The following is an 8,884-nucleotide window of genomic DNA, read 5'->3' on the forward strand; positions in this document are numbered from 1 at the left end:
TATCCCGCTTGTGATCTGGGTTTCCGACTCTTGGATTTCCCATTTTTTTTCCCTTGATGCACCTGTTGACAAGCTTAAATGAGTCTTAAGTTGTCACCAATAGTCTCAGACTGGGAACGAGACATATCTAAAAGCTTGTTCTAAGATGGCTTTCACGTTAAGTTGACACCAATGCACATATGTGCACCCCTACAAAATGCCTACATTGAAAAAGAGGCAAGGGAGCTTTCTCCCTGCCTCTTCTTTGAAAAGGGCTTGTTATCTGTGGTTTAATTTTCGTCTCGCCCGTGAACTTGAGCGGGTGGACTGGTTGCCTCAACAGCAGTAAATGGTTCTAAAATTTTATAGGTGTGGCTGGCTCCTTTTGGTACTACCCAAGAACTACCAGACTCTAGTAAAATCGTTTGCCCTTCAATATGCAATTCTGCACGACCATTGATTACATAACCAACAGTTTCATATTCCCGTGCTGTTGGCTCTTTAGGTTCGTTCGGTTCCTCATTCTCCCATAGGCGCATGGAAATGGTTTTGCCAGATGCAAGATATTTCTGACCAAGTTGACCTTTAGGCGAATGGCTAGAGTCTACTTTGATAACGGTGGTATCAGACATATTTTTTGCCTCCTTTTACTTTTAACATTGGGCATTGGGCATTGGGTATGGTTATTTTCCTTGTTCCATTCCCTATTCCCAATTACCTACTAAGGTTTGAGTACAACTTTGATGCAGTTATCTTTCTTGTGCTTAAAAATTTCGTAGCCGTGGGGCGCTTGTTCTAGAGGTAAAGTATGGGTGATGATAAAGGTTGGATCAATTTCACCGTTTTGAATCCGCTCTAACAGGGGGCGTAAATATTTATGGACGTTAGTTTGTCCCATTTTGAAGGTCAATCCCTTGTTCATGGCAGCACCCATCGGGATTTTATCTAAAAAGCCACCGTACACACCCGCAATTGATACGTGACCACCTTTAGCAGCAGACACAATCACTTGCCGTAATGCGGTCGGACGGTCTGTTTCTAGACGTACTGCTTGCTTTACCTGGTCGTAGAACGCCATAAAGTCTGTGCCGTGTGCCTCCATTCCTACTGCATCTATGCAAGAATCGGGACCACGACCGCCAGTCATTTCTTTGAGTGCTTCGCCAATATTCACTTCTTCGTAATTGAGAACTTCAGCTTTGCCGTATTCTTTAGCCATTTGCAGCCGTTCGGGAATGCGGTCAAAGGCGATTACCCGTTCCGCGCCAAGCATATATGCGCTTTTGATGGCGAATTGTCCCACTGGGCCACAACCCCAAACGGCAACAATATCACCGGGTTTGATGTTGCAGTTCTCGGCTGCCATGTAGCCAGTAGGAAAAATATCTGTTAAAAATAGTACTTGCTCATCCGTTAAACCATCAGGAATTTTGAGCAAGCCTACATCGGCAAAGGGGACTCGTGCATACTCTGCTTGACCACCAGCGTAACCGCCGAATAAATGGGAGTAGCCAAATAGACCTGCTGGCGAATGTCCCATTTGCTTTTCTACTAACCAAGCATTGGGGTTAGAGTTGTCGCACAGTGACCATAAATCTCGATTGCAGAAAAAGCAGCTACCGCAAGATATAGTGAAGGGAACAACGACGCGATCGCCTACATTCACATTTTTAACTGCACTTCCAAGTTCTACGACTTCTCCCATGAATTCATGACCAAGGATATCGCCCTTTTGCATGGTGGGAATGTAGCCGTCATAAATATGCAAATCAGAACCACAAATTGCCGTCGAAGTAATTTTAACAATGGCATCGCGTGGGTTGAGAATTTTAGGGTCGGGAACTGTATCTACCCGCACATCGTTTGCTCCATGCCAGCAAACTGCTTTCATAATTATTTATTCCTTAATTAGAATTTATGGCTAAATAATATCAAGATAAATATCTTGATTGGGTCTAATTTAGAGACGCGATAATTATCGCGTCCCAGTAACTGCTCAAAGCTTATGCGACAATATATTTAGTCAAACAATGAGACAAATTTTTATAAGCTTAGACCCTATTTATTCGCTATCTGGTAGCAGCAGGGGTTCGGTAATAACCCTCTTCAGTTTCAGTTAATGCTTGACCATTTTCTCTAACTTTGTTTTTTGTAGAATTCAGAAACTCTTTTGTAGCTCTAGGAGTTTCTTCGTCCAAATTTAGCTTTTCACGGATATTGTCAGCAGCTTGTTTTAATGGATTTTGGGTATTTCTAATTTGGGTATCTTTTCTGATTTCACCTTGTCGGTCTGGTACTCCTTTGTAATAAGTGCCTTCTGGAGTTATAACATCAGCTTGTGCTACACTAACGTAACTAAAAGCTTGACCCAGTAAAAACATAAATCCTACCAGGAAAACTACAAGGATTTGGGAAATGCGAATATTTCGTAGCCAAGAAGTTACTCGATTCATAAAAAACCTCAATTCCATTATGTAAGGTGTAAAAATCCAAACACTGAATGACTATTCGCCATCTAGGGTTTAAGAACAACTTTGATACAGTTGTCTTTTTTTTGTTGAAAGATGTGATAGGCGTGGGGTGCTTGCTCTAGAGGCAATTGATGGGTGACAACAAAAGATGGATCAAGTTTTCCATCCAAAATCATCTGTAATAACGAATGCATATATTTTTGTCCATGCATTTGTCCCATCCTAAGGGTTAGACCTTTATTGAAGGCTGCACCAAATGGCATTTTGTCTACAAAACCACCATAAACACCCATGATTGAAAGAGTCCCGCCTTTACGACAGGCGACCATCATTTCCCGCAGAACGTGGGGACGGTCGGTTTCCAATCTGAGCTTTTGTTTTGTTTGGTCGTAGAAGTCTTCTAAACCAACCCCGTGTGCTTCTAAACCAACAGCGTCGATGCAAGCATCGGGGCCACGACCACCAGTCATCTCTTTCAACGCTTCGCCAGCATTAACTTCTTCGTAGTTAATCACTTCTGCTTTGGCAAACTTTTTCGCCATTTCCAGGCGTTCGGGAAAGCGATCAATCGCGATCACTTTTTCGGCTCCCATCATGTAGGCGCTAATCATGGCAAACTGTCCAACAGCACCGCAACCCCAAACGGCTACAGTATCACCCGGTTGGATATCGCATAACTCTGCGCCCATATAACCAGTAGGGATGGCGTCGGAGATGAATAACAACATCTCATCCGGTAAGTCTGGCGGAACTTTGACGACACCCACATCAGCAAAGGGTACACGGATATATTCTGCTTGTGCGCCTGCATAACCACCTAACATATGGGAGTAACCATAAATTGCTGAGGTGATATTGCCAAACAGTTTTTCTTCAATCCAACCGTTGGGATTGGAATTATCGCACAATGACCACATATCACGTTGGCAATAATTGCAATTACCACAGCCAATTGTGGAAGGAACAACAACGCGATCGCCTATTTTTAAATTGTTGACTCCTCTACCAACTTCCACGACTTCTCCCATAAATTCGTGACCAATAATGTCACCTTGTTGCACTGTGGGAATATAGCCGCCATAAATATGGAGATCGGAGCCACAAATCGCCGTGGAAGTAATTTTAATAATTGCATCACGCGGGTTGAGAATTGTCGGATCTGGTACCGTCTGTACCCGCACATCATTAGCACCGTTCCAGCAGACTGCTTTCATCGTTATTAGTCCTTAGTCATTAGTCATTAGTCATTGGTCATTAGTCATTGGTCATTCGCTTTAGGCAAAGGACAAATGACAGAGGACAAAGAACAAATAACTCTACTTGCGTCCAGAAGGTTGACCTTCGGTTGTAGCGATTTCGCCTGCTTCCATTAGCATCTTGAAACGGCGCAATTCATCACCAATTTGCTGTTCTGGTTCTTCACCAAAAAGTTTAGCTACAGTAGCTGCCAACGCTCCACCTGGTAGGTTATACTCCAAAACAACCTTGACTTCCGTGCCGCGATCGCCTGGTGCTTTTTTGAAGCGAACAAAACCAGAATTATCAACGTCTGCACCTTCTACAGAAGCCCAAGAAATAAATTCATTTTCTCGGTCTTCAAGAATATCTGCATCCCATTCTACGCTGTTACCCAAAGGTGCATTGGCTATCCAATGAGAACGTTTTGCGTTAAGCACCTTGACAGATTTGAGATGCTTCATAAATGTAGGCAGATTCTCAAAGTTGTGCCAAAAGCGATACAGTTCGTCTGCTGGTTTATTGATCGTGACTGTCTTTTCAACTTTGATGGGTTGGTTTATTCCTATTGCTTCCTGCGCTTGCTGGATTGTGCTTTGCTTCGTTGCACCTTGATAGAGCAAACCACCACCAGCCAAAGCCGTCAGCGCTCCCCGCAATGAACCTTGCCTTAAACCCATCAGCACCATCGCACCACCACCAATGAGAGATGCCCAATGCTCTACTTCACTAGCTTCAGCCTGATTGGTACTTGGTTTATCACTTGATGTTGAAGTCACTTTTTTATATCTCCATCACAGTAAAATCACCATAGAGGCGCAAATATCCTCTTCTTTCTATCTCTGTGTTGTTTGCGCCTCTGCGGTAGCCGTCTACGTTCAAAAAACCAAAAACCTTACATTGAAACAGCAGCCCCTGTAGTCGGCTTAGGAGGCTGAATCTGAGCGCCTATCCGCGCCCGATACAGTTCTACCAATCGTTGTTCATATTTCAATGAATCGTGGTAAATTTCTTTGAAAATAGCTGTTGCTACTGGGTCAGTGTACATTGCACACAAATTGCCAATATCGCCGATACCAGTTTGCACATCACCTAGAGCAGAACGTAACTGATATATATCATCACTTCCTGTCATAGCAGTTTTCACTTTGGCATACTGATTGGCAATATTTGCCCCTAAAGAGGGTTTTTCGCCCAATCGGTGAAGATAATTTTCTAGTTTTTCAATGTGGCGCTGTTTATTAGCAATTATTTCTTGAAAAACTGATTTTACTTCGCTATCTGAATCCTTTTCAAAATACTTTTCAAATGCTTCTAGCGAATAACGTTCACCACTAAGGGCAGTATTTAAACCTCTGGCAATATCACCTTTAGTTGAGCCGCCCCAAGCATCAGCCAGCTTCCACCATTCAGCACTTGTGTCTTTTTCATTCGGCAATGCAGCATCTTTGCCACCATAACCCAAACGGCTTAATATCGCTGTGGTGAAAATTGGCAAGTCTCCGGGTTCACGGGATGTAATCAAATTTCCGTCAACTACCACTGGCTCATCTAGATAATTTGCGCCAGCGTTAATCATATCTTTGGCAATAGCGCTAAAACCAGTGGCTTGTTTACCTCTGAGCAAGTCGCCTTCAATTAAAACTTGTGGGCCGTGGCAAACCGCAGCGACTAATTTTCCTTGTTGTATAGCTTCTTGGACAAAACGTACCGTGTTGGTGTTCCGCCGCATTCTGTCGGGAGCCATCCCACCGGGAATCACGACTGCATCGAATTGGGCTGCGATCGCTTCTGTCGTAGTACCATCAGCTTGGATGCTAAGTTTGCCGCGTTTACCTTTATATTTTTCATTCATTCGGGAACCGAGGACTACTACCTCCATTCCTGCTTGTTTTAGTCCATTATAAGGAACTGTAAATTCTGCATCCTCTACTGCCTGTTCAATGAGGATAGCAACTTTTTTCTTACCGGAATGATTGTTATGGTCAGTCATAGATTGTATTACCTGTTTATTTCTAGTATTTAACTAGCTAAAATATTTATCGATTAGGGCAGTTAAATAAATAGCTAGGATTTCTCCTGAGGAAATTTATTTTAATTGCCTACTAAGCAGGGACTTCACTTGTTGGTGAAGTTCCAAATAGTTCTTCATAATCGTGAGAAAAATGGGTGTGCAAGGCAGCAAATAGTTCTGGGCTAATGGCATTTTGCAACACAGCAAACACAGCCCGGACATGAATTGCCGCAGTGGTTGGTTCTATATTTTCTTTTTGGCTTGCACGGGTAATAAATTCTTGCAAGTTGAAGGATTCACCATCATCTCCTTCTCTTCCTCGCAAATAATCGCCTAGTTGTTGGGGCAAATTTGCAGCCAATTCTTGGGCATTATCACCTGCTATCCGTTCTTTAAGGGTTTCTAGTGTGGCACGGGTAGCACGTTCTGCCTCTTCACGAGAATCTGATTGGGCAAGGCTTTGTACATGTGTAATGAATTCGTTGTATTCCACTTGTCTACCTCCGCTTATCAAAATTTTTTAATGTTTTGTTGTTTAGCATTCAGGTCGTTAAAAGCATTAATTAATAAAAACTTAAAGTTCGCTAAAATTAAATTTTCCTTTTAGCTCGTAATAAAAAATAGTTATGAGTGAAAAGTTGACTACTGAATAATTTCGGTTTGATAACTCCTAACTCATAACTAAAAACTTCAACTACAAGTTGCTTGACCATGAATTCATATCTACAATAGTATGGCGCAATGGGTAGTCTAGCTTCGTTCCTAGGGGATAGATTATTTTATTACTAAAGCTATACATCTCTAGTAAGACAACTTGCTGACAGGAAAACGTTATTGTGAGAATGCAGAAAAGGGCTAGTATCATGGCAGAAAAAAATCATCATGACGAAATTGAAAGTAATGATTTGCCGCAGGAAATTACCGAATCTTACGGCACTGGCGTGAAAGACTTGCCAGGATACAATATTGGTGGGCGCTCAATGAGAGCAGAAAGACAGCAGTACACAGAAACTAGTCCTGAACTCACTGGTGGGGATGTTGACGCTTATTGGCAAGATGCAGACGCAGTTGGGGATGAAGCTGTTGGTGGTAGTACTTCCACTCCCGATCAAAATGTAACTGAAGAGATAGAAGCAGCAGTAGGGCTAGAAATGGATGATTTTGCGTTTCTGCGTACCAACGATATTTTAGAGGAGCGTGACGATTCTCGCTGGGAGTTAGATCCTAAATCTTCTGAAGATTATCAAGAACGACGAGAATAAGCTCAATAAAATCAGAAGCCGTATTCCTACTCTATATTCAGAAATTGGAAATCGATTTAATCAATTAATGCTACTATAATGCGGCTAAATTGTGACAGTGCTTACAAAAGCACTGTCACAATTTAATTTAACATCTATCCATCGAAATATATCCTGAGAATGTCTCCATTTTGCCGCATTCCAATTGCCAATTCCTTCACCTTGCCCTTACCAAGCATTATTTGGTTTTGATATTGGATTTTTATCTAACAGTACTATTTCTAATGCAGTACTTCACTCTACCGGATTTATGTTCTGTCTATAATTGTTATTCTTTATGATTCCAAGACATCTGTCTTCAGTAGGGTAAAACGCTAAATGTACATTTGATAACCTTGGTAATGAAACTAATTAATGGCAATTGGAGTTAATAATGACATTTACACAAACGAGCGATCCAATTATTCGTGAACATGTTCAAGCTTGGCAACAGTTGGATGTAGATCAACAACTGGCTTTGTTTTGGTTCATTTACAAAGAAATGGGTAGCTCAATTACGCCAGCGGCTCCTGGTGCCAGCACTGTTTCCCCAGAAATTGCCGAAGGTTTATTTAATCAAGTTAAGGAATTATCTCACGAACAACAATTACAAGTTCAGCGTGACTTGATTAATAAAGTAGATACCCAAATTTCTCGTGAATATGGTTCCTTAGGTGATACCACCAAGCTACTATTTTGGTATCGATTATCTCAAGGTATGGATAATGGTACTATCATTCCTGTACCTTCTAACTATGAACTTCCCTCAGAATCTAAAGCATTGTTTGGCAGAATTCAAGGATTAGGCTTTGAGCAACAGATTACTCTTTTCCGTGATTATGTTTCGCCAATGGGTGCCGAACCAAAAGCAGGTGCTGAAATTTAGTACTTTTGAAGTTTTTAGGCTACTTGAGGCTACCTTTTTAGCCATCCGGTGAGAACGACTGTAATACCAAGTTAATTTGGTTGTAGTAGAAGGATTCAGAAATTAGAATGTCTTTACTCTCCAGCAGGTTTTTTAAACTAGGTGATTGGTGTTAGCGTAGCGTTACCAACTCTTGCTTGCTATATGCAGCTTCGCCCTCACGAGGAGGGTAAGGGTATTATACGCATTTATAACCCTTTTGTTAAACCTTGCTATATCCGCCAGTCACTTAATATCTTAATATCAAGCTGTATTTTGATGACTGGCGTGTTTATTTTTTCTAATAAATAAACACAGAGTAAAAACTAAAGTTCTTACTCTGTGCTTATCTATGTCCTCAGGCCAGTTGCACCCTACAGTCGTAACGCCCTTTGTTTTGTATTCAATATATTAAAAGTAATTATAGTTGATTTAATCTGTCTTTTGGTTGGTTTAAATATGCTTAGGTTATATTAGAGTTCCATCTTTTTATAGTGTTTTATTTAGAGCTAAATGTTTAAGATTTAGAAAGGTATAAAAGGGATAGTTCAAATTTTTACATCGCAGATTTAATTATTCTTTTCATAACTAATGCAAAAATACATCGAAGGAAAACTCAAAAATGTAACTAATTTATCATACGTTATTATGGCTGATAAATATCTTGAACAATGAAAGCTATATGTCTCAGTTTTCAATACTTTAAATAGAGGCGATCCCTTCTCTACATTTGCGCCGCGTGTCGCAGACAGATGCTACGCGTAGTTTGCTTCCCGATAGGGATACGGCTGGCTACGCCTGCCTACACTAGACAATGTTCACAGTTATTTAATACTTAAGCTATGATCCAATACCCACTAATAGAATCTGACTTTTCCCGTTAAGTCTCAAAAAGCTTGCTGGTAAAGGATTTAGGAGACAGTACGGTATATACGGTAAAGTAATAAAAATCTGGTGTTAAAGGTGACGAGCAATGCTGGACTGGTGGGAGAAGAATTTT

9 protein-coding genes are annotated in these 8,884 nt (G+C 41.2%); 2 read left to right on the forward strand and 7 right to left on the reverse strand.

What is annotated here, in order from left to right; translation table 11 throughout:
• Positions 1-269: 269 nt before the first annotated feature.
• The 7 genes from ACEYW6_RS35105 to ACEYW6_RS35135 all read right to left on the reverse strand — a co-directional run bounded on the left by ACEYW6_RS35105 (position 270) and on the right by ACEYW6_RS35135 (position 6,193).
• On the reverse strand, positions 270-611 hold the full coding sequence (locus ACEYW6_RS35105) for a cupin domain-containing protein (RefSeq protein WP_412983431.1): 342 nt from the start codon (positions 609-611) through the stop codon (positions 270-272).
• Positions 612-700: 89 nt separating this feature from the next.
• A complete protein-coding gene (locus tag ACEYW6_RS35110) occupies positions 701-1,870 on the reverse strand; it encodes a zinc-dependent alcohol dehydrogenase (RefSeq protein WP_412983432.1) in 1,170 nt (389 codons plus the stop codon).
• Positions 1,871-2,048: 178 nt separating this feature from the next.
• A complete protein-coding gene (locus ACEYW6_RS35115; RefSeq protein ID WP_412983433.1) occupies positions 2,049-2,432 on the reverse strand; it encodes a hypothetical protein in 384 nt (127 codons plus the stop codon).
• Positions 2,433-2,494: 62 nt separating this feature from the next.
• On the reverse strand, positions 2,495-3,664 hold the full coding sequence (locus ACEYW6_RS35120) for a zinc-dependent alcohol dehydrogenase (RefSeq protein ID WP_412983434.1): 1,170 nt from the start codon (positions 3,662-3,664) through the stop codon (positions 2,495-2,497).
• Positions 3,665-3,766: 102 nt separating this feature from the next.
• The gene (locus ACEYW6_RS35125; protein WP_412983435.1) at positions 3,767-4,465 is read right to left on the reverse strand and encodes an SRPBCC family protein; all 699 of its coding nucleotides are present in this window, start codon (positions 4,463-4,465) and stop codon (positions 3,767-3,769) included.
• A gap of 116 nt (positions 4,466-4,581) precedes the next feature.
• On the reverse strand, positions 4,582-5,679 hold the full coding sequence (locus tag ACEYW6_RS35130; RefSeq protein WP_412983436.1) for a DJ-1/PfpI/YhbO family deglycase/protease: 1,098 nt from the start codon (positions 5,677-5,679) through the stop codon (positions 4,582-4,584).
• A gap of 112 nt (positions 5,680-5,791) precedes the next feature.
• Complete coding sequence (locus ACEYW6_RS35135) at positions 5,792-6,193, reverse strand: DUF2267 domain-containing protein (RefSeq protein ID WP_196509499.1); 402 nt, start codon at positions 6,191-6,193, stop codon at positions 5,792-5,794.
• A gap of 370 nt (positions 6,194-6,563) precedes the next feature.
• On the opposite strand from ACEYW6_RS35135, the gene ACEYW6_RS35140 reads away from it, so the two are divergent.
• On the forward strand, positions 6,564-6,962 hold the full coding sequence (locus ACEYW6_RS35140; protein ID WP_412983437.1) for a DUF6335 family protein: 399 nt from the start codon (positions 6,564-6,566) through the stop codon (positions 6,960-6,962).
• A gap of 412 nt (positions 6,963-7,374) precedes the next feature.
• The gene (locus tag ACEYW6_RS35145; RefSeq protein ID WP_412983438.1) at positions 7,375-7,866 is read left to right on the forward strand and encodes an orange carotenoid protein N-terminal domain-containing protein; all 492 of its coding nucleotides are present in this window, start codon (positions 7,375-7,377) and stop codon (positions 7,864-7,866) included.
• Positions 7,867-8,884 lie beyond the last annotated feature (1,018 nt).

The sequence above is a fragment of the Nostoc sp. UIC 10607 genome (assembly GCF_047228265.1).
In the GTDB taxonomy this organism is placed as follows: Bacteria; Cyanobacteriota; Cyanobacteriia; order Cyanobacteriales; family Nostocaceae; genus Nostoc; species Nostoc foliaceum_A.